Below are 24404 nucleotides of genomic sequence, written 5' to 3' on the forward strand. Positions count from 1 at the left end.
CGTCCGCCGCTAACATCAGGGAGCAAGCTCCCATCTGTCCGCTCGACTTGCATGTATTAGGCACGCCGCCAGCGTTCGTCCTGAGCCAGGATCAAACTCTCCGATAAATGGATCACAGGTTAAGTTCGCCGCATCCTGCGGCGACACCTGTGTGACCTGCATCGTGCAGGCCTTAGTTTGACTGACTACGCACATCGCTGTGCGATTTATTTAAAAATGAATTAACAGGTACGTTTTGTCTTGTTTAGTTTTCAAAGATCATTTTCACTTCTTGTTGAAGCGACTTTATTAATATAACATTTTGACTTTCTTTTGTCAAATGTTTTTTTAATTTATTTCTCCGCCGCTGTGAGCTTGTTTTTTCAGAAGCGCATCAGCGACGTTTAATAATATAACATGGTCAAGAATCAGAGTCAACATCTTTTTTAAAAAAATATCCTCGGTGATAGACAGCCTGTCCTTTCGTTTCTATCTGGCAAACGTTGATAAGTCCCTTTTCCGTCAGGTAATCAAGCATAACGCCAAGGTCTTGGGTATAGTGCTTTAAGTCAGGATGCTGAAGAAGCTCACCAAATTGCCAAATGTCTTTTCCTTTCATTACTTCGAAAAGATGTGCTGAACCGATCTCAGCTTTGGAATGGATGAGAAAATCATTTGCTAAGAATAATAATTCGAGTCTTTTTTCCAAGCTCTCATGACTTTCAATCAGCTCGGAATATAATTTGTACACTTGGGGCTCCATCTGGCGCACTTGGCTCCATACCGTTGTTTCCGGGTGAAATCCCCTATCGATTACTTCAATACGCGCTAAATGATGCAACGCATGAACAACCGCGTTGTAAGCATCTAAAAATTGATTCGCTTCAAAAAAAGCTTTTCCTTCAACATATCTTCTGATTAATTTGCCGTATTCGAGTCCGATCTTCAGTTTGCGTTCGGCAAACGGAAATGTATTCAGCCTGTCAATCAGCTCGGCAATGTATTCATTACGGTCAAACATGACTCTGCCATTTACAATCCAATCTATGATTCTTCTATTTGTCCCGAGCAAAATCCATTCTTGAATCTGAGAATCTGTTACCACATGCAAAGAAGCTGTTTTTTGATCAAATTCATAATGCTTTATAAAAACAGGCTCGTCAGCCTCCTTTACAATTACCAGCAGAGCAGCATCAAAGTTATCTGTTAAGGAAGATGTTTTGTTTCTTCTCTCAATCATAATGACAGCCAATGTATTGGGATGACTTGCTCTTTCTTGGTAAATTGGACGGAGAAGATTATCCATCACTATTCCTCCAATGCAATTGTTCAAATTTTTTTATTCTCTATTTGATTCAATTCTATGGTTAAAACGAAATTCCTTTTTTCTAAACACATTGAACTATTATAAACAATTTCACAGTAAGTCTCCATATGTAAATTCCAGTTCGATCGAAAACATGAAGAAAATCCCATTGGGTTTGTGCTATAGTTAAATCAGAGGGGGATGGACATGGCGAAATACTCCAGCAAAATTAATAAAATCAGAACATTTGCGTTAAGTTTGGTTTTCGTTGGGTTTATCATTATGTACATCGGGATCTTTTTCAAAGAGTCAGTTTTGCTTTCTAGTTTGTTTATGATACTTGGGCTTTTATCCATCGGTCTCAGTACGGTTGTTTACTTTTGGATCGGAATGCTTTCGACCAAAGCGGTTCGCGTTATATGTCCGAGCTGCGAAAAAGAGACAAAGGTTTTAGGAAGAGTAGATATGTGCATGCATTGCAGAGAGCCGCTGACTTTAGATAAGGGATTAGAAGGAAAAGAATTTGATGAGTCTTATAATAAAAAGAAAATGTCCAAATAAAATAAGCTGACCGTTTCGTGCGGTCAGCTTATTTTTAATGGTTCTCTTTTTTCGAACACTCTTGGCAGACGCCGTAAATTTCTAAACGGTGGTGGCTTACTTTAAAACCCGTGACATGGGCAGCCAGCTGCTCCACTTCGTCAAGGCCCGGGTAGTGGAAGTCCACAATTTTACCGCAGTTTTCACAAATCGCGTGATAGTGATCGGATGTGACAAAGTCGAATCTGCTTGAAGCATCGCCGTATGTGAGCTCCTTCACCAAACCGGATTCCCGGAACACACGCAAATTGTTATATACCGTCGCTACGCTCATGTTAGGAAATTTCCCTTCCAGAGCTTTATATATATCGTCCGCTGTTGGATGAGCCATAGAGTTAACGAGATATTCCAGAATCGCATGACGTTGAGGAGTAATGCGAACTCCGGTTTCCTTCAACGTTTCTAAGGCTTCTTTTAGTTCATGTGCAGCCATCCGTCATGCACCTCTCTTCTAAAAAAAATTCTTACATTGTAATGTTTATAATTAGTGTAACTCTTTTTACGATAATTTGTCAATTGATATTAGGGCAAAAGTAAGCATATCATTTGAGGCTGAGAGACGAATTTACTTTTCCGACATATCTTTGAGGGTTTGAAGCGCTTCGGCTACATGGTCTTTCACTCTTACCTTTCTCCATTCTTTAACGAGCCGGCCTTCTTTGTCAATCAGAAAAGTAGAGCGCTCAATTCCCATATATTCTTTTCCGAAGTTCTTCTTTAGCTTCCATACGTCAAACGCTTCCGCCAGTTTGTGTTCGTCATCAACAAGAAGCAGAAAAGGAAGGTTATGCTTCTCTTTAAATTTTCCGTGCTTTTCCTGGCTGTCCGGGCTGACGCCGATAATAACGGCATCCAGTTCAGCGAAGCTTTCGTGGCTGTCCCGAAAATCGCATGCCTCAGTTGTGCATCCCGGTGTCATGTCTTTTGGATAAAAGTAAAGCACGATATACTTTCCTTTATAATCCGATAATGTTACTGTTTCCCCATGATCGCCTTTTAACTCAAGATCAGGTGCTTTTTGTCCGATTTCTATCGTCATTACGTTACCTCCGAGTGTTTTTTTATTAAGCGTATCCAATTCTTGTCCAGATTACAACTATCGTCCCTGCAACTTGAGCCTGAATCCATTGTTCTTGTTTGGAAGCATGCTACAATAGAAAGGACGCATGGAGATATAGGAGGTTTTTATTCTTGCATACAAAATCAATTGAACTTCACAATGAGGCATTAGAGCACATTGTCGGCGGTGTAAACAGCCCGTCTAGATCATATAAAGCGGTCGGCGGCGGTTCTCCCGTCGCAATGGAAAAAGCAAACGGCGCTTATTTTTGGGATGTGGACGGCAACAAATACATCGATTATTTAGCGGCGTATGGTCCGATCATTACCGGACATGCCCACCCGCATATTACAGAAGCGATTAAAAAAGCAGCAGAGAACGGTGTATTGTATGGAACACCGACGAAACATGAGGTTACATTTGCAAAGATGCTCAAAGAAGCCATTCCTGCTATGGACAAAGTAAGATTCGTCAATTCGGGAACAGAAGCTGTTATGACGACCATCCGAGTGGCTCGCGCATATACAGGCCGGACAAAAATCATTAAATTCGCAGGCTGTTATCACGGACATTCAGATCTTGTGCTTGTCGCCGCCGGCTCTGGCCCGTCTACTCTCGGCACACCAGATTCAGCCGGTGTACCAAAAAGCATTGCAAACGAAGTGATCACAGTTCCATTTAATGATATCGAAAGCTATAAAGCGGCCCTTGATAAATGGGGCAGTGAGATCGCGGCGGTTCTCGTTGAACCGATTGTCGGCAACTTCGGAATTGTTGAGCCGAAAGAGGGCTTCTTAGAAAAAGTAAATGAATTGACACACGATGCGGGTGCTCTCGTTATTTACGATGAAGTCATTACAGCTTTCCGCTTTATGTATGGCGGCGCACAGGATCTCTTACAGGTTAAACCTGATTTAACAGCTCTCGGAAAAATTATCGGCGGCGGACTTCCGATCGGCGCCTATGGCGGTAAAAAAGAAATCATGGAGCAGGTAGCTCCGCTTGGACCGGCTTACCAAGCTGGAACAATGGCCGGGAATCCCGCTTCCATCCTATCAGGCATCGCTTGTCTGGAAGTGCTCAAAGAGGAAGGCGTGTATGAAAAGCTTGATCATCTTGGCGCTATGCTGGAGGAAGGCATTTTACAGCACGCAGAAACACACGGCATCACGATTACCGTCAACCGGTTAAAAGGCGCACTCACAGTTTATTTCTCTGATGAGAAAGTCGAAAATTACGAGCAGGCTGAACGCAGTGACGGAGAAACATTCGCTAAGTTTTTCAAGCTTATGCTGGAACGCGGAATAAATTTAGCACCTTCTAAATATGAAGCCTGGTTTATTACAACAGCACATACAGAGCAGGATATTAAAGACACTCTTGTGGCTGTCGAGGATGCTTTTAAACATCTTAAAAACTAGAATCAGACACCCTGAACAGGAGCTTTATGCTCCTGTTTTTTTATTCATTTAAACAGCGTGTAAGATTTTGGTCTTTTTCTTGAAAAATAGCTTGAATATTTGTATCGATCCCTGTATATTACTTAATTGTTTAGCAAATAAACTGACCGGGAATTTTAAGGATTAGCCCATTTGCTATGTCACACAATTTACTATAGAAAGGAATGCACGCACAAACCAATGAAACTTGGTGCCCGCATTTTCAAAACCGGGATTGCGATTACACTCGCCCTTTATTTGGCTTCGTGGATCGGGCTTCCCGCGCCGATTTTTGCTGGAATTGCAGCGATATTTGCGATCCAGCCGTCGATTTACCGCTCTTTTCTCATTATTATTGATCAGGTTCAGGCAAATATTATCGGAGCTGTGATTGCCACAGTGTTCGGCCTTATTTTCGGACCCAGCCCGATTATGATCGGGTTGACAGCAGTTATTGTCATTACAATCATGCTGAAACTTAAAATTGAACATACAATTTCGATTGCACTTGTAACAGTTATTGCGATATTAGAATCTGCCGGTGACGACTTTTTAATGTTCGCCCTGGTCAGAACAAGCACAGTCATCTTAGGGGTGCTTTCTTCCTTTATCGTTAACCTTGTGTTTTTGCCTCCTAAGTATGAAACAAAGCTGATTCATAATACGGTCGAAAACACAGAAGAAATTATGAAGTGGATCAGGCTGTCCATGCGGCAGTCAACAGAGCATTCGATTTTGAAAGAAGATATTGAAAAACTGAAAGAAAAAATGATCAAGCTTGATCAGACTTATCTTCTATATAAAGAAGAAAGAAGTTACTTTAAGAAAACGACCTATGTGAAATCAAGAAAGCTTGTCCTGTTCAGACAGGCCATTATCACTGCAAACCGGGCGCTTGATACACTGAAGAAGCTGCATCGTCTGGAAAACGACATCTATCATATGCCGGAAGAGTTTCAGGAAACACTGACCGAAGAGCTTGATTACCTGCTGTACTGGCATGAACGGATTTTGATGCGGTTTGTCGGCAAAATCAAGCCGCATGATGACGCGGATGAAGAAGGCATTCGATATAAGCAGCTTTTAACAAAGTCATTTTTGAAAAATCAGCAAAACACGGATGATGAGCTTATTGATTACAACATGCTCAATATTATGGCAAGTGCCGTAGAATATCGCGAGCAGCTCGAACATTTAGAAACGCTCATCACAAGTTTTCAAACGTATCATCCGAAAGACTGCGAAATAGAAACAGAAGAGTAACCCGGTTGAACAGCCGGGTTTTTTTATATACAAAAAAATCTTATATCCTTCGTTAAAAGGATATAAGATTGATGTTCAGCTCAAGTTTTGAATGGTAAATAAGTGCTTGTACTGACTGTCATAGTCCATGAGTTCATCATGGGTTCCGACTTCAATGATTGTGCCATTTTCCATGACAACAATCTTATCCGCATGTGTGATGGTCGATAAGCGGTGGGCGACAACAAAAGTTGTTCTGTCCTTCGCCAGTTTGTCCATCGCTTCTTGAATGTAATGCTCACTTTCCAAATCAAGAGCTGATGTCGCTTCATCTAAAATGAGGAGCGGCGGATTTTTCAGAAATACCCGCGCGATTGAGATTCGCTGCTTTTGTCCGCCTGACAGCTTAACGCCTCTTTCTCCCACCCGGGTCTCATACCCTTCAGGAAAACCCATAATAAATTCATGTGCATTGGCAGCTTTGGCCGCTTCGATAATCTCTTCAAGCGTGGCATCAGGTTTGCCGATTGCGATATTTTCCCGAATCGTTTCACTGAATAAAAAGGTATCCTGAAGCACCATGCCTACCTGGTTGCGAAGGCTTCTCGCTTCATAATCGCGAATATCTGTCCCGTCAATCAGCAATCTGCCGGTTGTCACATCATAAAATCTCGGGATCAGGCTGACGAGTGTTGATTTGCCTCCTCCACTCATGCCGACGAGAGCTACAGTTTCTCCTTTATTTACTTTTAAAGAGACATCATGGAGAATGTTTTCTTTTTCCTTCTCATATTGAAACGAAACGTTTTGAAATTCCACTTCTCCGCGTATCTGATCGGCCTTAATGGCATTTGGTTTGTCAGTGAGTTCATATGGCTCGTCAATAAATTCAAACACCCTGTCCATTGATGCGATTGACTGTGTCAATGTTGTAGACGAATTAATCAGCCTTCTAACAGGGTTGTACATTCTATCAATATATCCGACAAACGCGACCATTGTTCCGACTGTCAGCGGTCCATTAATGACAAAATAGCCGGCGCACGCAATCACGATGAGCGGCGCCAAATCTGTAATGGTATTGACGACTGCAAAGGTTTTGGCATTCCAATTCGTGTGACGGATGGCTTTATCTAAGAAATGGCTGTTTTTCTCATTAAAATTAGCCTGTTCATGATCTTCTATCGCAAAGCTTCTGATAACCGGCATGCCTTGAATGCGCTCGTGCAAATGCCCCTGCACTTGAGCAAGCGCCTGCGAGCGCTCCCTTGTCAGCCTTCTTAAACGGCCGTAAAAATACTTCACTGATATGCCGTATAATGGAAATAAAACGATAGAGATCAGTGTTAATTTAATGTCAAGTGTCAGCATGATAGAAATCACAATCAAAATCGTCAGCATATCGAGCCATATATTCATTAGGCCTGTGATGACAAAATCCTTTGTTTGTTCCACATCATTGATCACTCGGGAAATGACTTCCCCTGTTCTCGTATTCGCATAAAAACGAAGGCTCAGCTTCTGTATATGGTCAAACAACTTAGCTCTTATATCATAGAGCACCTTGCTGGCTGTCCACTGGGCAAAATATTGCCGATAATATTCTACAGGCGGGCGCAAAATTAAAAATAAGGCGAACATGATCGCCATAATGGTGAACAATGACGTTGTTTTGTCATTGGCCGTGCCGCCTCCTTGAATAATGTCGTCTACTACGTACTTCAGAAGCAATGGGAGAGCAAGCGGAATGGAGAATTTTACGATCCCAATTAATACTGTGACGAAAATTTGCTTCTTATAAGGTTTGACGAATTGCATGTAGCGTTTCATAACCCCCACGTTGATTCCCCCTCTCTCTTTATCATGATGTGTGTGAGCCCATGTGAAAAACCTGTTGTACCCCGCAACAGGTTTTTACGTAACCATTATTTTGTATAGCGCAAATACCGTTCATACCACATATCGACAAACTCGGGCGCAAACGGTCCCTGCCGCTGGTGAATCCAATGGAGCAGCGTGTTTAAGTAGTCTCTTAAAATACTGTCGATTTCTTTTGGATAATTCATGGATTTCCGATGATCATCATATTCGTCTTCATCGAGAATATTGTAGGTCATGTCAGGAAAAACCTTAACATCTAAGTCATAATCAATATATTTAATTGCTTCGCCATCATAGGCAAACGGTGAACTGATGTTGCAATAGTAATGAACCCCGTCTTCCCTCAGCATCCCGATGACATTAAACCATTGTCTTGCGTGAAAATAACAGATTGCGGGCTCTCTGGTTATCCATGTCCGGCCGTCTGATTCGGTTACCATCGTCCGGTCATTGGCTCCGATGACACACATTTCTGTACTTTTTAAGATTGTTGTCTCATTCCAAATTCTGTGAATCAGCCCGTTGTGCTTATAGCTGTGAATTTGAATGGTTTCTCCTTCCTTGGGATAGCCCATATTTCTCCCCTACTTTCTATAAAGCCCTACAGTTAGTATGTCCAAATTTGCTTACCGACAACGTCTTTTACCTATTATAACGTTACAAATTGAAAAATGAAAATAAAAGAGCCATTCCGGCCGGGGAATGGCACATTCCTGCTCTACACAAAGGAAGACGGCTTTTCTGAGCTGCGATAAGAACGAATCACCTGCTCTGTCTGCTTTTGAAACATATCCTGTATATCGGCAAGATGTTTCCGTTTTACCGCAATTTCATTCTGAATTCCGAGCAGCCTTGCATCCCTTTCCAAATGCCGGAGTTCTGCTTCAATTTGTTTGCAGCGGTCGAGCTCTGATTGGAGATCGAGAAGCTTGTCCATCGTTTTCATCTGTTCACTTACCAGCTTTTCAAATTCCGTCATCGGTTCCTCCTTCAGCCTGGTGAAAGTATAAACGTTTCCTCCTTTAATCATTTCGATCTCAATAAAGCAAACCCTTTGACTCATTCTGTAGACCTTTCACAAGTTTTGTCGTTTTTCAAACAGAAAAAAGCACTTCCACCCGAAGATGAAGTGCTTTTTTCTGTTTCAGTGATTAGCTGTTTTGTTGTTTGTTTTGCTCAGCAGATTGGTTTTGCTGTCTTACCTGCTGTGCGTCAGTTTCACTAGCGAATTCAGTGCCGAATTGACCTTGTTGGCCAGCAGCTGATTGCTGGTTTTGTTTTTTGACTTGCTGAGCGTTTGTTTCGCTAGCAAATTCAGTGCCAAATTGACCTTGACCAGCAGCTGATTGTTGGTTTTGTTTTCTAACTTGTTGAGCGTTAGTTTTGCTTGAATTATTTGAGTTAGCCATTGTTATCACCTCCACGGTCATTAGAATGTGCAGGTGATCGTATGGCTATTCCTCTTTTTTAAAATTTTTAAACGAGCAGTGAGCGTCCGCCGTCAACGATAATTGTCTGTCCGCGGATCATGTCAGCCTTGGAAGACACTAGAAATTCAACAGTATCAACCATGTCTTTAATTTCGACCATGCGTCCCGCCGGCGTGTTTTGACGCGCATCCTCAAGCAGATCCTCTCTGTTCGGGAAGTGTTTGAGCGCATCAGTGTCAATCGCTCCGCCTGAAACGGCATTGACGATAATTTGTTTTGGTGAGAGCTCAACCGCAAGATAACGGGTTAAAGCTTCTAATGCGGCTTTTGATACGCCAACTGTCGTGTAGTTTTCAAGGTAGCGGATAGAACCTAATGAACTGATGCTGACGATATGCCCGCCTCCGTTCTTTTCCATTAGCTTGGCAGCTTCCTGAGCGCAGAAAAGCAATGCTTTCGCATTAATGTTCATCGTCCAGTCCCAGTGTGTTTCTTCTAATTCCATGACAGGTCTCAGAACGCCTGAAGCGGCATTATTGACAAAAACATCAAGTCTGCCGAACGTTTCTTCAATTTGCTGAAACATTTCTTTGATTTTTGCAGGCTGTCCTACGTTTGCTTTAACGACAAGCACTTTGACGCCAAGCTTTTCGATTTCTTCCGCTGTTTCCAAAGCGGCTTTTTTGCTGCGTGCATAGTTAATAACGATGTTATAGCCATTCTCAGCAAGTCTAAGCGCTGCCGCTTTTCCGACACCGCGGCTGCTTCCTGTTACGAGTGCGCATTTATTTTGTTCCATTTTTTCCTCATCTCCTTGTAGCGTATAGTTCTTTTATTTCCACAAACAATAATGGCAAGAACTTAAAAGGGGGTCTTCTGTTATGTATGTCGGACGTGATATGAGCGAATTAAACATGGTTTCCAAAGAAGATTGGAAAAACAGTGAACTCGCCTATTTTCATCATGCCTTTCAGCAAATTATGCCTTATTTGAACGAAGAAGGCCAATCAAAATACCGGGAATTAACGCAAGAAATTGAAGCGCGCGGCGGAATGAAGCGCAATGAAGCAGACTACAGCCACGGCACGCGCGTCTCCTACGATTAAGAATGTTTACGGAGCGGCCGAGTATACGGCTGCTTCCACTGCCATCTTCCAGATTTTTTGATGTGACACCGGGAACGCAAATTGTTCGAGCTCTTCTTTCGTTACTTTTTTCAGCTCTGAGGTATCCGACACTTGTTTTACTTTACCGAAAAACACAGAAATATTCCATACCAGGTGGGTGAAAACGTGCTCGACTACACCTTGCAGATCACTGATATCAGCTTGTATCCCGCATTCGTTTTCTAAAAATGCAGTAAGCTGTTCACGCTCGGTTTTAATCCCTTTTTGTGTTTCAAGATTAGGGAATTCCCATAGGTTGGCGAGCAAACCTTTTGACGGCCGTTTGTGTATATACACTTGTCCGTCTTCATCAGTCAGTACGATCGCGGCCATTGTTTTGATCCCGGGCTTTTTCTTTTTGCTTTTTACCGGAAGCTCCCGTTCAGTGCCCTCTTCAAATGCTGAGCAATGCTGCTGAACCGGGCATAGCAGGCATGAAGGCGATTTCGGCGTACAGATCAAGGCTCCAAGTTCCATCAGGCCTTGATTGAATTCAGATGGTTTTTCTTTTGAAATAAATGCACGGACTGCATCTTCAAAGATCGTTCTTGTTTTTGGTTTGGCAATATCATCCCAAATGGAAAGAATTCTCGACATGACACGCATCACATTTCCGTCAACCGCGGGAATGGGTTTATTGTAGGCGATGCTGAGCACCGCTCCCTTTGTATAAGGGCCGACACCTTTTAAGCCGCCAAATTCTTTCTCGTCTGGAGGAATAATGCCTCCGTATTCCTGTTTCACTTCTTTTACCGCGCTTTGCAGGTTTCTGACTCGCGAATAATAGCCGAGCCCTTCCCATGCTTTCAGCACTTTTTCTTCATCAGCATCAGCGAGCGCTTCTACTGTCGGGAATTGTTCCACAAACCGCAGAAAGTAAGGAATCACTGTCTCTACTCTCGTTTGCTGCAGCATCACTTCAGATACCCACACTTTATATGGATCTTGGTCCTCTCTCCACGGCAGAATGCGCTGCTCTCGTTCGAACCATGAGATTAAATCATCGCGAAATTGCTGTATGTCTTTTTGTTTTAATTTGTCTTCAAGTACGTTCATATGTGTTTCTCCCCAGTCTTTCGCGCCCCGCTTTTCTTTAGACTGTTTTTTGTTGTACACTAAGGGCACAGTACGATAATATGTTACATTAAATAGAAGTAAAGAAAAAGCGGAAACATATGAGAAAGATTGAATCGGTTTAAAAATCGGGTATATGAAAATGGGGAATATCTTACAAAAGTGAATGTGCAGGACAATTCTGCAAGGAGGTCACCTATGGATACGGGCACACATGTCGTGATGGGCATCGCACTAGGCGGTATTGCGACTCTTGACCCTGTTGTCGGAGCAGATCCGGCAATGGCTCACGCTGTTATGATCGCAACGCTTGCGGGCTCTCAGGCTCCGGATATTGATACTGTGTTAAAGCTTAAAAATAATGCTGTTTATATAAGAAATCACAGAGGATTTACCCATTCAATTCCCGCCGTTTTGTTTTGGTCTGTCATCATTCCGGCGATTCTGTATTTATTTTATCCGCAGGCCGATTTTCTGCACCTGTGGCTGTGGACGCTGCTGGCAGTCGTTCTGCATGTCTTTGTTGATATTTTCAACGCATACGGAACACAAGCGATACGTCCGTTTTCGAAAAAATGGGTTGCGCTCGGGCTGATTAATACGTTTGATCCGTTTATTTTTATCAGCCATCTGGCGGCTATCGCGATTTGGTACGCGGGCGGCAGTCCCGGCATCACGTTTCTCAGCTTATATATCATATTGGCTGGCTATTATATGGTGCGCCTGATCATGCAGCTGAGAATTAAACGAAAGCTTCATGAGATGATTCATGATGAGATCGAAAGCATTATTATTTCACCGACGATGAAATTCAGGCAATGGCGGATCGCCGTGACGACAGCCCATGCTTTCTATGTAGGAAGAAGCATGGAAGGGCATGTAGTGATTCTGGATACGTTTAATCGGGTGCCTGTTCCTGAAACCGAAGTGATGCAAGCGGCAAAGCGGGATGATAACATCGCAGCGTTTCTTTCATTTTCTCCGGTTTACCGGTGGGAAGTGGATACGTTCAAAGACCATTATGAGGTGAGATTTATTGACCTGCGTTATCGGAGCAAAGGCCATTATCCGTTTGTGGCCATCGTTCATATTGGCCATGATCTCACGATTCGCTCATCCTATACAGGATGGATATTCAGCGAAGAAAAGCTTCAGAAAAAATTAAAGCTCGGCTCTATTTAGAGCCGGGCTTTTTTCGTCTTATATATAAGACAGCAAGCAGCAGACCGACGAGAGATATGAGCGCCGATATTTTAAAGTATGGCGGATAGTAGGCCAGCTCAATGTGATTGTCACCCTTTTGCGCCTTAAAGCCTATGAAAGCATAATCCGCTTTTTCGATCGTCTTTGTTTTCCCGTTGATCTTCAGTTCCCAGCCTTTTTCATAGGGGATCGGAAGCATGATGTACTGATTTTTCGGAAGACGATACGTAAACGTCAGCTTATTTTTATCCCATTTCAGATTGTCTGCTTTGTCTGTTTTATTTTGCAGCGCTGCGCTTTTCAGCGTTTGGTAATTTTCTTCATAGAGCGCTATGTTTCTCAGCTCATACGTTCCTTTCGGAAGTTTGATTGAGATATGGCCTGATTTAGGCACTCTGATCGTTATATCATTTACTCCGGTTTTATAAATCGATTGGTTCGATTTCCTCGTTGTGACATAATCATTTACCTTTAACGTAAATCCTTTGTCTTTTGCTTTGCTTTTCAAATAAAAGCTGACATAGTAGTCTCCCGGAGCGGATGAAGCCTCTTTCGGAGTGATGATCAGTTCTCCTCCGTTTTCTCCAGTCACAGTAAGCAGTCCGTTTTGATACTGGGCATGTTTTGCGGAGATGTCGGACTTGGGAATCAGATTGGCCAGTTTTGGTGCCTGCTCCGTTTTCTCCGATGGATCCGCTACTACAATTCCTTTCAGCATTGCCTGTTCTTTCGCAAGAGCAGGCAATTTGTCCAGCTCACTTTCGCTGTATATGGCATCGGCTGTTTTGATGAAAGGAAGCATGTATTGATTTTCATAAACGACATAATGCTCCGATTCCAAATGCTTTTTGAAGCCGTACGGGACATTGGCTTCGTTTGTTTTTTCCGTCATATAATATTTGCCGTAAAGCAGACTGTACAAATTCGCCCTGTCTCCCAATGACGCATAACGGCTGACGCTTTCCCTTCCCATATCGATGCTCAAGTCATTCCAATAGAAGGTCAGCAGATGTTTGTTTAAAATGCTGGAATAGGCGCTGAAGCCATTAAACCCATAAATAATTGGCGTATTATTGCGGACCCCGTTCATCCAGTCGATTCTCATAAGCGGATCATCGTCTTCCTTCTGTAAACGTCTGATGATCTCAGATGATTCTTGCCCTTTGTATTCCTCACCCGTGAGATATGCTTTTGTCACACTGTCCAGGCCGCCGCCTTCTGAGAGTGTGTATTTTTGATAGGTGTTGGCGACAAACAACGAAGATAGAATGATCACACCGTACACAGCCACCGTTGCCCGTTTTTTTGCAAAAGCTACTGCAAACAAGGCAGCGATGGTCAGGAATAAAAGCAATAGAATGCTTTCATTCGCAGGCTTCCATATATCCAGTTCATACCTTTGGATATGATACAAGTAAAGAAGAAGGACAACCGCGGCAGCCGGGAGCAGTTCTTTCCGTTTCAGTTCAGACAGCTGTGACAGGCCTGCCGCAGCTGCTCCAGCAATCGTGAAGGCCAGAACATATTCAAATCGGTTTTGAGGGGCGGAAAAGCCGTTAAATACGCTTGCCGCATACGGACTGAAATGAAAAAGAATAAACAGCAGGCTCAATCCGGCAAAGAGTCGAAACACACGGTTTTTGTAAAAAGAAACAATAAACAAAAACAGCAGAAAGGCTGCCGGCAAAATAATGATCCGGCTCGAAAATAAGATATTATCGTCGAAATTGAGCCACTCTATTTTCTGGCTGTACGGAGGGCGCAGGTTGTTTAAAAAACCGTATACTACCGGCACAAACGCCGCCGCACTGATGCCGAAAGAAATGATCCCTGAAACCAAAAACATTCTGCATTGAATCCATCTTTTCTCTTCGTGCTCGTCCAGCCTTATCAGCCATCTGAACAGCACGTAGATTCCGATGAATATGAGGTTTATGTATGCAAAGTAAAAATTGTTGATTAATGTGAGCGAGCACGCAATGATAAACCATGCCGGACGCCTCTCTCTAATGATTTTTTCTGCTCCGAGCACAAGCAGCGGAAGCCAAATCATTGTATCGGTAAAAAATTCCCAATACGCTTCGTGGCGGAAATAAATGATCGAGACACCGTATAAAACAGCCCCCGTGAACGACGCCGCTCTATGTTTGAGAATATAGTGAAAAACAGAAGCGGCCGTAAAGATGATCACGCTCAGTTTGAAAATACTGATAAAAACAGCTGACTCCGCCCAAAAAAGCGTATTCGCTTCTCCAATCAGCTGAACGGCTTGAAGAAGCCAGACGGCGGCGGATACCGCAAGAAAAAGAAAGGAAACAGAAAAATAATAGCCAAGCTGACTGAATGTGCCGCCGCCGAGTCCGAATGAATAATTGTAGAAAAAATTCCCGTGGGTATATTGTTCAAATAGTAATTTTTTAAATACGATCATTTGCGCAAGCCCGTCTCCCGGACCTGTCATATATCTGCCGTCCGTCCATTCTTTCACAAAAAAAGCATGTGCCAGAACGGATGCCAGCAGACTGGCCGCATAGATCATGACATATTTTCTTTTCATATAATTTCTCCAGTCTTGCTTTTGAAATGGTAGACACGCAAAAAAAAGCACTGCCAATGGCGCTTGGTGATTTCAGTGCATTTTTGTCAGACGCCGCACGCTTTTCAATTCGTTCGTTTCAGGCAGGTCTTTGTTCGGGATATTCGCTTCTTTAATCAAATAATGCGGGCGTTTTTTTGTTTCATAATAGATTCGGCCGATATATTCGCCTATAATTCCGAGGCTTAACAGCTGCACTCCGCCGAGAAATAACACTGCTGAGATGATAGTGAAATATCCGGGCACAGAAATGCCGTTAGTCAGAATTTTAACGAATGTGGCAATGATATAAATGATGGAAAGCAGCAAAATGAAAATGCCGGTATAAAAGCATATTCTCAGCGGCTTATGATTAAATGAAACGACACCGTCCATTCCGTAGTTAAACAAACTGCTGAATGACCATTTGGATGTGCCGTTTTTTCGTTCGACATTTTCATAAAACACAATTTTCTGATCGAAGCCAATCCAGCAAAACAGACCTTTTGAGAAGCGATTGCCTTCGCTCAGCTTCAAAAGGGCGTTCACGGCTTGGCGGCTTAACAGCCGAAAGTCTCCGACACCATCACGCAAATCAACCTCCACCGCTTTATTGATGAACTTGTAATACAGAGATGACAAGAGTGAGCGGACAGGGCTGTCCCCTTTTCTGTTCCTTTGGGCAATGACTTGATCATAGCCTTCTTCATAGCCTTTGATAAAATCCTTCAGCAAATAGGTCGGATGCTGCAGATCGGCGTCCATTACAATAACCGCCTCGCCTTGAACATGCTCAAAGCCCGCCAGAATCGCGGCTTCTTTTCCGAAGTTTCGAGAAAAAGAAATGTATTTTACCCGGCTGCATACGGCTGCCAAGTCTTTGATCTGCTGAAGCGTGTCATCAACACTTCCGTCGTTTATGAAGAAAATTTCATAATCATAATGAATGCTCTTGAATTCCTTTTTCAAAGATTCATGAATGAGTTTGACATTATATCCTTCATTGTAAGACGGGATAATAATCGAGATTAATCCTTGCTTCATTAAGGCACCTTCTTTTTATTATTCTTTTTAAGTATTGCCTTAGGGGAGTTTCACACAAATCTTCAGTAAGGCTATTCCTTTTTTTAAAGTCGTTTAAACCTGTTTTTTGTTACATTTTTATGGTGACATTCATGATTTTTAATGTTATTTTGTCATGTTTAAAACAGAGTATGAAAAAAAACGCACAGAAAAAGTCTGCCATTATGACAGACGAATGGAGAGAAAATCTGACTTATTGTTTTTTAAGATATTCCAAAATAAGCTGATTGACGATGGCAGGTTTTTCGTGGTTAATCCAATGGGAAGCTTCATCAACAAAAATGAGATGTCCATTCGGGCAATGCCTTTCCGTTTCTTTCGCAAGCTTTTTGCTTAAAAAGCGGTCCTCCATTCCCCAGATCATCCGGTAGGGTACTGTTTCGCAAGTGGTTTTCTCTGAAAGGCTTCCTTTTCTGAGGGCTCTGTACCAGTTCAGCATAGCTGTCAGGGCGCCCGGCTGTTTCCACGCTTCTTTGTACCTGCTGACATCCTCAGACGAAAAAAGCTCAGGACGGGTTGATAATCCAATCGCTTTGTCTAATGTTTCATAATCATTTTCCTTTAGTGATGCCTCCGGTATGTCGGGAAGCTGGAAAAATGCGATATACGAGCTTTTCAGCCATTGCGGCGGATAAACCGGCGTTACGGTTTTCATGATGTGCGGGTGCGGAATGTTGATGGCAATCAGCTTTTCAAGATATTCCCGGCGTGTGGATGCCAAATGCCATGCGACAGCTCCTCCCCAGTCATGCCCGATGACCATTGCTTTTTCATCTGTGAATTGCGTAATAAGCCCGATGATATCATCTCTTAATGTATCAATCCGATAGGCATCAATACCGTCCGGTTTATCACTGAGATTGTAGCCTCGCTGATCAGGAGCAATGACACGATACCCCGCATCGGCGAGCGGTTTAATTTGATTTTTCCAGCCGAACCAAAACTCAGGAAATCCGTGGAGCAGGACAATTAACGGGCCGTCCTCCGGCCCTGCGGCTGCAACGTGGAGCGTGATTCCGTTTGTTTTGACAAACTGGCAATTAACTCCGTCCACTCATATCTCCCCCTTGACTGTGCGTCATGTTTTTCAGCCTTTTCTCCGTTAGCATAAACGTGATGACACAGGCGGCAAGCAGCAGGATCAGCTGAAGAATGATCAAGTTTGATCTCAGCAGAAAGCCCAACGCCGCAATCACCAAGCCCGACATGATCATCAATGATGCACTGTAACGGTTCGCTTCATTCCATAATCTTTGATCTGACATTGAGCGTCTCGTTCTGTATCCGTACACACTGTTGATGGATTTGGGAGGAAACAGTTTGATCAGTATACCCGCAATGACCATGAGCCCTCCACTGATTAAACCAGCCATATCATCATCCCCTTTCTCATTGTTACGTGCAGAAAGAAGAAATGTTTCATATCCAGGCAAAAAGACAAGCCTCGGCCTGCCTTTTTATCATAATTGTAAGTCCTTTGTGTGAATATAGCCTTTGACTCCGCCGTAATCAACGAATGCCCAGGTAAAGTCAAATCCGCCGTTTTCACTGAACCCCCACCCGAGTATTGTCACCTCTGTTCCGGAAGAGAGCTGTTTGGCTTTTCCGTTTTCGGGTGTCGGTGCATAGAAGGCTGTCTGTTTCGCTGTTTTCGCTTGGCTTGCGGTTTTCATTAAGAAGTGTGTTGAAATATATGCTTTTTTTCCTTTGAATTGTATTTGAGCCCAATCGGCATTTGCGAATCCATTGACTGTGACTTTTTGTTCTGATGATATAGTGCCGAGAATGTCACCTTTATGATTTGGCTCAGTCCGGACATTCAGTTTTCCTGCTTTTATGATGTAAGAATCGGATGATGGCATGCTGACAGATATGTTGTGAAGGGGCGCAGCTTTTGCTGCGGGGGCAGAATAAGTTGCTGTCAAACCCAGTCCTGCGGCAGTTGTTAAAGCGAGCAATACTTGTTTCTTTTTCATATAAAGCTCCTCCTCGCATTTGACAAGATATAAGTGGTATTCCCTGATTGACCAATGGTTGAAACACGTTTTGTTTATTTTTTCTGCCTGTTAAGGTAATTTTAAGGAAATGAAAAAACCTGCCGGATGCTAACGGCAGGTTTTTTAATGCAAAAGGCCTCTGCTTTGGTTTAAGTAATCATTTACGTCGTCACGGGAGCTTTGGAAAAGGTGGAGCTGACCGCCATAGTTTTCGATCCATTGTGTGACGATTTTTTCGGTCATCTTTTCACCCTGATAGGCATGTCCCGCTTTTGCATAGGTTGCTTCGAAATCGCTCCATAGCAATTCCACCCATGTTTTTGCCTGTATATAGCTGATCATATCGTTCTTTTCCAGAAGCAGATTTGTCAGTTTCTCAATGTACGTATTCATGTGTGCAGTCTCCTTTCTTCAGGAAAAAAATGACGCTTTAAAACGTGCTGTTCTCCATATACTAACCTTACGTCTTCATCTGGAAAGACGCAACTTTTTGATCTCGAACCTAGGGGGAAATGACATGGTCCGAAATAAAGAAAAAGGATTTCCTTACGAAAACGAAAACAAATTTCAGGGTGAACCGAGAGCAAAGGACGACTATGCTTCAAAGCGTGCTGACGGATCAATCAATCAGCATCCTCAAGAAAGAATGAGAGCCTCCGGCAAACGGTAAAGAAGAACAGCTGCATGCGCTGTGCTCCGATGCTCGGCCTTCCTAGACTTCAAGGGTTTTCAATCACGCTGAAAAGATGACAAAACCCTAAAGCGAGAACCGCTTTAGGGTTTTGTCGACAATTTGAACAGCTGCATACGCTGCAGCTGTTTTTTACCCTTTATTAACTTGATACTCATAGATGCTCTTCTTTTCTGATACATGTGCGAAGGTAGAAAGCACGAGTCCGCATGCGGTCATAAGCGCTCCGCCTGCAAACAGCCAGGAATAAGAACCTGTTCCGCTTAAAATCATTCCGCCGATCCACGCACCTAGCGCATTAGCAAGGTTAAACGCTGACACACTGACAGCCGCGGCAATGGTTGTGCCGCTCTCAGATGAGGAAATAACCTTCGTTTGCAGCAGAGGCGGCGTGCCGAATGCGCATGCTCCGAATAAGAACGTTGCAACAATAGCTGCGGCCGGGTAAATGGCGATGTAAGGAAATACGGCCAGAACACCGATCAAACCGATCATCACGCCGATCATCGTCCGAGTCAGCAAAGGAAGCGGCACTTTTCCCGCAAAGAAATTCCCTGCAACGCCTCCCAAGCCATACGCAAAGAGAGCGCCTGTAATGCCGACCGTGCTGAATCCCGCTGAATGTCTCAAAATCGGTTCGATAAAGGTGTAGGCGATAAAGACGCCGGAATAGCCTAAAATCGTAATCGCGAAGGAATACAGCACTTGTTTGTGTTTAAATACTCCCCACTCATTCATAAGCATTGGGATCACTTTTGGTTTTCTGTTCGGCACGGCAGCCATGAGGCCTAAGAATCCGATGACACCAAGTGCGGTAATGATAGAAAATACCGCTCTCCAATTCAGGACATCTCCTAGATAAGAGCCGAATGGAACACCAAGCATCAGAGCCACTGTCAGCCCTCCGTTCATTGATGCAGCAGCTGCGGCACGCTTTTCCGGCGGAACCATTTCACTCGCGAATACCATGGCAATCGCGAAGAAAGCGCCGTGAATGGACGCAGATAAGATTCTTGAGACGGCCAATACCGCAAAATTCGGCGCCAGCGCGCTCATCAGGTTGGAAAGGATAAAAACCGCCATCAATCCAAGCAGCACAGGCTTTCTCGGAAGCTTGACGGAAATGATGGTGACGATCGGGCCAGTCAAACAGACGCTTGCCGCATAGGCCGTGACAAGAAGCCCTGCAGATGAAACCTGTATATGAAAGTCATTGGCAATCGACGTCAAAATACCCATCACCGCGTATTCTGTGTATCCGATTGAAAATGTACAAATCATAAGAACAAATATAATGAATTTTACAGAGGGGTTTTTGATACTCAACGTCATCGCCTCCTTTGATTTTAAAAAACAACGAGTTTCATCTTAAAAGATTTTTGGAGTGAATTCAATGATTTTTTCTTTAAGATTTCGTGTAAATGTGCTGCATATAAAAAAGAGGCTGATATTCAGCCTCCCTGTTACGCTTGTTTCTTTTCTTGCAATACTGATATTGGCAGCGCTTCCTCTTGATGAGGTGACGAGGTTCTGTACCCCCAAGCGAAAACGCCATTTAAATAGCTGATGGTAAACTCGTCTTCAGAGTCTTCCACACGATACGTTTCTCCCGGTGAGAAAGCTTCCGGGTTCAGCAAATATGCTTTTGCCATCGTAATTTTCCGTTCGAGCACTGCCAGTTCGTTTATGATTCCATGCTGTTCGGCTTTTCTTGCTTTTTCAGAAAGTGATGCAATTTCGGTATTGAGTTCGTGCGGTGTCATTTGACTGTATCGTTTCTCCATTTTTTCAGCTACTCCTCTTCCTGCAGAAATTGCTCGATTAAATCGAGTGAGAATCCTTTACGGAATAAAAATTGTTTGACCTTCATGGCGCTTTCATATGAGCCGTCATAGCGGTATTTTCTAAACGCTTTTTCCGCATGAAGGCGCAGCGCTTCTTTCTCTGTGTCTTCATCATTTTCATATTCAATCTGCTCCAGCGCAGCGCTGATGACATCAAATGAGAAACCCTTGCGCTGAAGCTGCATCTGGGCGCGCTGTTTGAGTTCTTTTGTCGAAAGTTTTTTATCTTTTTTGAGAAGCTTTTCAACATGCTTGACCGCTTCTCTGGTCTGATCCTCAAAGGAAAAGGAACTTAGCGCCTCCTTAATTGTATCGTCGTCGATCCCCTTCGCTCTAAGCTCTCTGAACAAAACGTCAGGGCCTTTTCCATTCGTTTTTTTGTGGGTGCTGACATAGGCTGCGGCAAATTCCTGATCATTTAAGTACTTATAGTCGTTGAGCTTATGGATGACTTCCGCAATGACGGGCGCCGAGGTTTCTTTTTTCTTTAAGTGGTCCTCAACCTCTTTCGTTGACCTCATTCGGTAGGATAAAAATTCAAGCGCACGGTTGAAGCCTTTCTTCACTTCATCGCCGTATTGAATCTCAATGATGTCAAGGTCATCAAGCTCTTTTCCCTTTTTAAGCTCAAATTTCACGAGCACGTCCGCGTCCACGCTGAAGGCGTATTTTTCATCCAGAAAAATATTGAACCGTTCCGTATTCTTTTTTTGCGTTGATATTTTTGTAATAAATGGCATCTTAATCTCCCTTCTCAGGCCTGAAACGCGTTTTCTTTCATTAAAATGAGGTAAAGTATATTTATTAGAACGACGAGGAGAGATAATCATGAATATCGCAATGACGGGCGGAACCGGTTTTCTCGGCCAGCATCTGACAGGCATTCTTACCCGCCAGGGACACCATGTTTATATTTTATCAAGAAACGCAAGGGAAACTGAACAAAAAAATATCACATATGTCCAATGGCTGACAGAAGGAGCCGCGCCTGAGCAGGAACTTCCTCATATAGATGTCTGGGTAAATCTTGCGGGAAAATCGATTTTTGGCCGCTGGACAGAAAAAACGAAGCAGCGAATTCTCTCCAGCCGTATCAATGCGACGCGTGAAGTGCAGCGGCTTATTCAAAAACAGAAGGAAAAACCGAAAGCGCTGATCCAGGCCAGTGCGGTGGGCATTTACGGCACAAGTCTTGAAAAAACCTTTACAGAGGATTCCGCGACGTCAGATGAGGATTTTCTCAGCCATACTGCACATATGTGGGAAAAGGAAGGACAGAAAATTGAGGCGATGGGCATCCGGACGGTTTATGCGAGATTTGGCGTAATGCTTGGAGAAAAAGGCGCTCTTCCGCTTATGGTTCTTCCCTATAAGCTTCTGGCCGGCGGCACGATCGGAACAGGCAGACAGTGGCTGTCATGGATTCATGTCGAGGACGCAGCCCAGTTGATCTGTTATGCGATGGAAAACGCCGGCATCTCAGGTCCAATGAATGTCACCGCGCCCAATCCTGTGGAAATGGAGCAATTCGGAAAAACGATTGCAAGGGTGAAGCATCGCCCGCACTGGCTCCCTGTTCCGGAATTCTTTTTATCAAAAGCATTGGGTGAAATGAGTCTTCTGATTGTGAAAGGGCAGCGCGCTCTGCCTAAAAAAGCGATGACCTCTGGATTTCGTTTTACATATTCGGATCTTGAATTCGCACTCTCACAGCTGATAACGGACCGAAAGGCTGTATAAAAACGGAAGGAAGCGTCAACCTTAAGAATAACATGGTTGAAGGAGGTCCTTTTTATGGAAAAGAAGAGGGAGAAGCATCAGCAAGGAGCCAACCTGAAGAAAATGCAGGAAGTGCTTTATTCAGGCGAATTTAAAAAAGCGGAAAAAGCTGCTAAGCGGAAGTAGGAATACATAGCCCCTTAAAGCCAGATACTATGTTTGTTTGATATCACTTTTTAGGGGGAATTTGATATGGGCAGAAATCATATCCACAAAAACCGTGATAAAAACAAACAAAAACTTCCTCAAGTTCCCGATGCATTAAAAAGGGAAACAGACGGCGTTTACGAAGAATATTCAAGCGAGCTTGCTGACGCGGATGACCGCGAAGCGCAAGAGCGTGCGAAAGCAGCCGACAACAGAGCGAAAAAGAAAAAACGTTAATGAAAAACCCCTTGTCTCCGTTTGAGACAGGGGTTTTTTTACATGTCGGTGAAACGTTCACGAATCGGCGTGCGTTCTTTTACTTCCGGCGCTTCGTCAGGATAGCCCGTTTGTATGATGGCGGCTAATCGTTCATTATCCTGTAAACCAAAGGCCTGATGCACTTCTTTGTCGTAAAGGATTTTTCCGCTTTTCCAAACCATGCCGATTCCTTTTTCCCAGGCAAGAAGCTGAAGATTTTGGATCAATGAGCTGGTTGCCGCAAAATCATCGTCTCGCGCTCTTTCGTTTTCATCTTCTTGAAACACGACGAGCAGAAATCCCGGGACGCGTCCGAGTGTGTTTTTGAAATTTTGAAGCTTTTCCTCTGTCAGATCCGGCTTGGATTTCTTAGAGAACGCCGCAAATGTGTTGATCAGGTTTGCTTTTCCTGTTTCACTGGAAACGTAAATAAATCTCCATGGCTCTGTCACTCTGTGATTTGGCGCATATTTTGCTGTTTCAAGCATGTCAAGAATGACTGCTGAAGGCACTGGCTCTTGTTTAAATTTTCGAATCGATCTTCTGCTGCGTATAATGTCCCGCAGTGCTGAATGTTGATCTATCTGTTCGGATTGAGGCATACCGTCTCACCTTCCTAAGCAATTGAAAATGATTATCATTCATAATAATAACGGAAAGTGCATCTTTTTGTAAACCATCATCCGTATTAGATTTTAAGGATACGGGTTTCTGAGTACACGGCAGTTCCTATCATATTCACTTTTACATGGCCGCCGTCTTCGTTCATTTCGATTTCCACTTTTCCGTCTTTCCCGATTTCTTGCCCTTGTTCAATGATAAATTCACGCTGCTCGGCATTGCCGTACTGTTTCATATAAGCCCCCATCACACCGGATGCTGTGCCGGTCACAGGGTCTTCTATCGTTCCCGAATACGGGGATGAAAAGTGGCGTCCGTGCAGGTCGCTGCCGGGATGAACGGTTTCAAAGGTAAACGGGTGAACTGAAGCCTTTGGCAGATCGACTAACACGTCCGGAAACTGTTTGTTATCAGGCACCATTTTTTTGGAGGCCTCTAATGATCTAAGCGGAACGATGGCTGTCCATATGCCAGTGCTGCCAAAAACAATCGGAAGGTCTTCATGAAAGTCTTCTTCGGTGATTCCCAATGCGCCTGCAAGTTTTTCCCGATCGCCTGTAAATGGTTTGAATTGTGGAGAAGCTTGTTCAAGCGTAATATGTATGCGGCCGCCTTTTTCAGAAATTTTCACAGGCAGGATACCTGCTTTCGTTTGGATGCTGTACGTTTTACCGCTCTCCAGCATTCCTTTTTCACATAATGCGTAAAGAGAAGCAACTGTTGCATGACCGCACAAATTCATTTCGTGTCCGGGGGTAAAGTAACGGAGTTCAAGATCAGCCGACTCGCTTTTCCGGATAAATGAGGTTTCTGAATATCCGGCGCGCTCAGCTATGATCTGCATCTCTTCTTCAGTGTAATCGTCGCCCTGCAATACGACTCCCGCGGGGTTTCCTTTGCCGGGACTGCTTGTAAATGCTTCATATTTTAATACCTCTGCTTCTTTCACTTGTCTGCCGCCCTTTCTTTATCAATGTCTCTGTCAGTATAGCAAAAATGATTGTGAATTTTCCGTCATTATCAAAAAAC

29 protein-coding genes and 1 rRNA gene are annotated in these 24404 nt (G+C 43.6%); 9 read left to right on the forward strand and 21 right to left on the reverse strand.

The window, feature by feature from the left end; genetic code table 11:
- Positions 1–107: ribosomal RNA gene (locus KHQ79_RS15755) — 16S ribosomal RNA — on the reverse strand; the annotation flags it as partial.
- Positions 108–400: 293 nt separating this feature from the next.
- Positions 401–1285 carry a nucleotidyltransferase-like protein gene (locus KHQ79_RS15760; RefSeq protein ID WP_019257848.1) on the reverse strand — a complete coding sequence of 295 codons (885 nt, stop codon included), beginning with the start codon at positions 1283–1285 and terminating at the stop codon, positions 401–403.
- Between the two features lie 207 nt (positions 1286–1492).
- Here KHQ79_RS15760 and KHQ79_RS15765 point away from each other — a divergent pair, with 207 nt between their 5' ends.
- Entirely contained in the window at positions 1493–1846 is a 354-nt protein-coding gene (locus KHQ79_RS15765) for a YgzB family protein (RefSeq protein ID WP_003239674.1), read from the forward strand.
- 34 nt (positions 1847–1880) lie between these two features.
- On the opposite strand, the gene perR is transcribed toward KHQ79_RS15765, so the two are convergent.
- Positions 1881–2318 (reverse strand): peroxide-responsive transcriptional repressor PerR, encoded by a 438-nt coding sequence (perR, locus tag KHQ79_RS15770; protein ID WP_003223285.1) that lies wholly within the window; start codon positions 2316–2318, stop codon positions 1881–1883.
- A 132-nt stretch (positions 2319–2450) separates the two neighbouring features.
- Positions 2451–2924 carry a thioredoxin-dependent thiol peroxidase gene (bcp, locus tag KHQ79_RS15775; RefSeq protein WP_003239676.1) on the reverse strand — a complete coding sequence of 158 codons (474 nt, stop codon included), beginning with the start codon at positions 2922–2924 and terminating at the stop codon, positions 2451–2453.
- A 152-nt stretch (positions 2925–3076) separates the two neighbouring features.
- Between bcp and KHQ79_RS15780 the strand changes: the two genes are divergently transcribed.
- On the forward strand, positions 3077–4366 hold the full coding sequence (locus tag KHQ79_RS15780; protein WP_003239678.1) for a glutamate-1-semialdehyde 2,1-aminomutase: 1290 nt from the start codon (positions 3077–3079) through the stop codon (positions 4364–4366).
- A gap of 219 nt (positions 4367–4585) precedes the next feature.
- Positions 4586–5647 (forward strand): aromatic acid exporter family protein, encoded by a 1062-nt coding sequence (locus tag KHQ79_RS15785; RefSeq protein ID WP_003239680.1) that lies wholly within the window; start codon positions 4586–4588, stop codon positions 5645–5647.
- Between the two features lie 75 nt (positions 5648–5722).
- Here the strand turns inward: KHQ79_RS15785 and KHQ79_RS15790 are convergent, their stop codons facing one another.
- The 5 genes from KHQ79_RS15790 to fabL form a co-directional block, all read right to left on the reverse strand.
- Positions 5723–7465 carry an ABC transporter ATP-binding protein gene (locus KHQ79_RS15790; RefSeq protein ID WP_060398222.1) on the reverse strand — a complete coding sequence of 581 codons (1743 nt, stop codon included), beginning with the start codon at positions 7463–7465 and terminating at the stop codon, positions 5723–5725.
- A gap of 86 nt (positions 7466–7551) precedes the next feature.
- Complete coding sequence (ntdP, locus tag KHQ79_RS15795; RefSeq protein WP_003239685.1) at positions 7552–8082, reverse strand: nucleoside tri-diphosphate phosphatase; 531 nt, start codon at positions 8080–8082, stop codon at positions 7552–7554.
- A 143-nt stretch (positions 8083–8225) separates the two neighbouring features.
- Positions 8226–8486 (reverse strand): YgaB family protein, encoded by a 261-nt coding sequence (locus KHQ79_RS15800; RefSeq protein WP_003239687.1) that lies wholly within the window; start codon positions 8484–8486, stop codon positions 8226–8228.
- A gap of 172 nt (positions 8487–8658) precedes the next feature.
- Positions 8659–8916, reverse strand: coding sequence for a gamma type acid-soluble spore protein SspE (gene sspE / locus KHQ79_RS15805; RefSeq protein WP_003239689.1), 258 nt, complete (start codon positions 8914–8916; stop codon positions 8659–8661).
- Positions 8917–8983: 67 nt separating this feature from the next.
- Positions 8984–9736, reverse strand: coding sequence for an enoyl-[acyl-carrier-protein] reductase FabL (fabL, locus tag KHQ79_RS15810; protein ID WP_003239690.1), 753 nt, complete (start codon positions 9734–9736; stop codon positions 8984–8986).
- Between the two features lie 82 nt (positions 9737–9818).
- On the opposite strand from fabL, the gene KHQ79_RS15815 reads away from it, so the two are divergent.
- A complete protein-coding gene (locus tag KHQ79_RS15815) occupies positions 9819–10043 on the forward strand; it encodes a hypothetical protein (protein WP_003223257.1) in 225 nt (74 codons plus the stop codon).
- Positions 10044–10049: 6 nt separating this feature from the next.
- Here the strand turns inward: KHQ79_RS15815 and mutY are convergent, their stop codons facing one another.
- Positions 10050–11159: an A/G-specific adenine glycosylase gene (mutY, locus tag KHQ79_RS15820; RefSeq protein ID WP_060398221.1), complete on the reverse strand. Its 1110-nt coding sequence runs from the start codon at positions 11157–11159 to the stop codon at positions 10050–10052.
- 216 nt (positions 11160–11375) lie between these two features.
- On the opposite strand from mutY, the gene KHQ79_RS15825 reads away from it, so the two are divergent.
- Positions 11376–12359 (forward strand): metal-dependent hydrolase, encoded by a 984-nt coding sequence (locus KHQ79_RS15825; protein WP_225515988.1) that lies wholly within the window; start codon positions 11376–11378, stop codon positions 12357–12359.
- Here the strand turns inward: KHQ79_RS15825 and KHQ79_RS15830 are convergent.
- The 6 genes from KHQ79_RS15830 to KHQ79_RS15855 form a co-directional block, all read right to left on the reverse strand.
- Positions 12352–14937 carry a YfhO family protein gene (locus tag KHQ79_RS15830; protein WP_225515990.1) on the reverse strand — a complete coding sequence of 862 codons (2586 nt, stop codon included), beginning with the start codon at positions 14935–14937 and terminating at the stop codon, positions 12352–12354. The two genes, KHQ79_RS15825 and KHQ79_RS15830, sit on opposite strands and share 8 nt — an antisense overlap.
- 72 nt (positions 14938–15009) lie before the next feature.
- The gene (locus KHQ79_RS15835) at positions 15010–15999 is read right to left on the reverse strand and encodes a glycosyltransferase family 2 protein (protein WP_003239699.1); all 990 of its coding nucleotides are present in this window, start codon (positions 15997–15999) and stop codon (positions 15010–15012) included.
- Positions 16000–16231: 232 nt separating this feature from the next.
- Positions 16232–17092 (reverse strand): alpha/beta fold hydrolase, encoded by an 861-nt coding sequence (locus tag KHQ79_RS15840; protein ID WP_060398219.1) that lies wholly within the window; start codon positions 17090–17092, stop codon positions 16232–16234.
- Positions 17079–17411 (reverse strand): SdpI family protein, encoded by a 333-nt coding sequence (locus KHQ79_RS15845; protein ID WP_060398218.1) that lies wholly within the window; start codon positions 17409–17411, stop codon positions 17079–17081. The genes KHQ79_RS15840 and KHQ79_RS15845 overlap by 14 nt, the downstream gene beginning before the upstream one ends.
- 87 nt (positions 17412–17498) lie before the next feature.
- The gene (locus tag KHQ79_RS15850; RefSeq protein WP_060398217.1) at positions 17499–18014 is read right to left on the reverse strand and encodes an SH3 domain-containing protein; all 516 of its coding nucleotides are present in this window, start codon (positions 18012–18014) and stop codon (positions 17499–17501) included.
- Positions 18015–18158: 144 nt separating this feature from the next.
- The gene (locus tag KHQ79_RS15855; RefSeq protein ID WP_003239709.1) at positions 18159–18428 is read right to left on the reverse strand and encodes a YfhJ family protein; all 270 of its coding nucleotides are present in this window, start codon (positions 18426–18428) and stop codon (positions 18159–18161) included.
- Between the two features lie 124 nt (positions 18429–18552).
- On the opposite strand from KHQ79_RS15855, the gene KHQ79_RS15860 reads away from it, so the two are divergent.
- Positions 18553–18705 carry a small, acid-soluble spore protein K gene (locus tag KHQ79_RS15860; protein WP_003223241.1) on the forward strand — a complete coding sequence of 51 codons (153 nt, stop codon included), beginning with the start codon at positions 18553–18555 and terminating at the stop codon, positions 18703–18705.
- A 153-nt stretch (positions 18706–18858) separates the two neighbouring features.
- On the opposite strand, the gene KHQ79_RS15865 is transcribed toward KHQ79_RS15860, so the two are convergent.
- The 3 genes from KHQ79_RS15865 to recX all read right to left on the reverse strand — a co-directional run bounded on the left by KHQ79_RS15865 (position 18859) and on the right by recX (position 21310).
- Positions 18859–20052, reverse strand: a complete 1194-nt coding sequence (locus tag KHQ79_RS15865) for an MFS transporter (protein WP_003239711.1) — start codon at positions 20050–20052, stop codon at positions 18859–18861.
- 137 nt (positions 20053–20189) lie between these two features.
- Positions 20190–20510 (reverse strand): YfhH family protein, encoded by a 321-nt coding sequence (locus KHQ79_RS15870; protein ID WP_019257834.1) that lies wholly within the window; start codon positions 20508–20510, stop codon positions 20190–20192.
- A gap of 8 nt (positions 20511–20518) precedes the next feature.
- Positions 20519–21310: a recombination regulator RecX gene (gene recX, locus KHQ79_RS15875; protein ID WP_060398216.1), complete on the reverse strand. Its 792-nt coding sequence runs from the start codon at positions 21308–21310 to the stop codon at positions 20519–20521.
- Positions 21311–21398: 88 nt separating this feature from the next.
- On the opposite strand from recX, the gene KHQ79_RS15880 reads away from it, so the two are divergent.
- The 3 genes from KHQ79_RS15880 (at position 21399) to KHQ79_RS15890 (ending at position 22733) form a co-directional block, all read left to right on the forward strand.
- Positions 21399–22310 (forward strand): TIGR01777 family oxidoreductase, encoded by a 912-nt coding sequence (locus tag KHQ79_RS15880; RefSeq protein ID WP_225515992.1) that lies wholly within the window; start codon positions 21399–21401, stop codon positions 22308–22310.
- A 54-nt stretch (positions 22311–22364) separates the two neighbouring features.
- Positions 22365–22475, forward strand: coding sequence for a YfhE family protein (locus KHQ79_RS15885; RefSeq protein WP_003223230.1), 111 nt, complete (start codon positions 22365–22367; stop codon positions 22473–22475).
- A gap of 66 nt (positions 22476–22541) precedes the next feature.
- Positions 22542–22733, forward strand: coding sequence for a YfhD family protein (locus KHQ79_RS15890; protein ID WP_019257831.1), 192 nt, complete (start codon positions 22542–22544; stop codon positions 22731–22733).
- A 38-nt stretch (positions 22734–22771) separates the two neighbouring features.
- Here the strand turns inward: KHQ79_RS15890 and KHQ79_RS15895 are convergent, their stop codons facing one another.
- Positions 22772–23356, reverse strand: a complete 585-nt coding sequence (locus KHQ79_RS15895) for a nitroreductase family protein (RefSeq protein ID WP_060398214.1) — start codon at positions 23354–23356, stop codon at positions 22772–22774.
- 86 nt (positions 23357–23442) lie between these two features.
- Positions 23443–24324 (reverse strand): PhzF family phenazine biosynthesis isomerase, encoded by an 882-nt coding sequence (locus KHQ79_RS15900; protein WP_225515994.1) that lies wholly within the window; start codon positions 24322–24324, stop codon positions 23443–23445.
- Between the last annotated feature and the right edge of the window lie 80 nt (positions 24325–24404).

Origin of the sequence: Bacillus sp. TSO22 (assembly GCF_020223595.1) — a bacterium.
GTDB classification, from domain to species: Bacteria; Bacillota; Bacilli; order Bacillales; family Bacillaceae; genus Bacillus; species Bacillus inaquosorum.